The following is a 902-nucleotide window of genomic DNA, read 5'->3' on the forward strand; positions in this document are numbered from 1 at the left end:
ACTTACAGGTTAGGATAGATCGGGAATTTGGCGCAGAGGTCTGCGACCTCGGCTTTGACCTTGGCTTCGACTTCGCCGTTGCCGTCCTCGCCATTGGCGGCCAGGCCATCGACCACTTCGATGATCCAGTCGGCGATCTGGCGGAATTCGGTCTCACCGAAGCCGCGGGTGGTTCCGGCGGGCGAGCCCAGGCGGATGCCCGACGTGATGGTCGGCTTTTCCGGATCAAACGGCACGCCGTTCTTGTTGCAGGTGATGTGCGCCCGGCCCAGAGCCTTTTCGGTGGCGTTGCCCTTGACGCCTTTGGGGCGCAGATCGACCAGCACCACATGGGTGTCGGTGCCGTGGGTGACGGTGTCCAGACCGCCCTTGATCAGCTGATCCGACAGCGCCTGCGCGTTCACCACAACCTGCTTGATATAGTCCTTGAACGCCGGCTGCAGCGCCTCGCCGAAGGCCACGGCCTTACCGGCGATCACATGCATCAGCGGGCCGCCCTGAATGCCGGGGAAGATGGCCGAGTTCACTTTCTTGGCGATCGCCTCGTCATTGGTCAGGATCATGCCGCCGCGCGGGCCGCGCAGGGTCTTGTGGGTGGTGGTGGTCGCCACATGGGCGTGCGGGAAGGGGCTGGGGTGCTCACCTGCCGCAACCAGACCGGCGAAATGCGCCATGTCCACGTGCAGGTAGGCGCCAACCATGTCCGCAATCTCGCGCATGCGGGCAAAGTCGATCTGGCGCGGGATGGCCGAGCCACCGGCGATGATCAGCTTGGGCTGGTGCTCTTTCGCCAGCGCTTCGACCTGATCGTAATCCAGCATGTTGTCTTCTTTGCGCACACCATACTGGACGGCCTTGAACCACTTGCCCGACTGGTTGGGCGCGGCGCCGTGGGTCAGGTG

At 63.9% G+C, this 902-nt stretch carries 1 protein-coding gene; it reads right to left on the reverse strand.

What is annotated here, in order from left to right; translation table 11 throughout:
- Window positions 1-2: 2 nt before the first annotated feature.
- Window positions 3-902, reverse strand: a 900-nt coding sequence (glyA, locus tag ACR0NT_RS19535) for a serine hydroxymethyltransferase (protein ID WP_480443545.1), incomplete at its 5' end; no start/stop codon positions are given.

This window comes from Ruegeria sp. AB10, assembly GCF_056542745.1.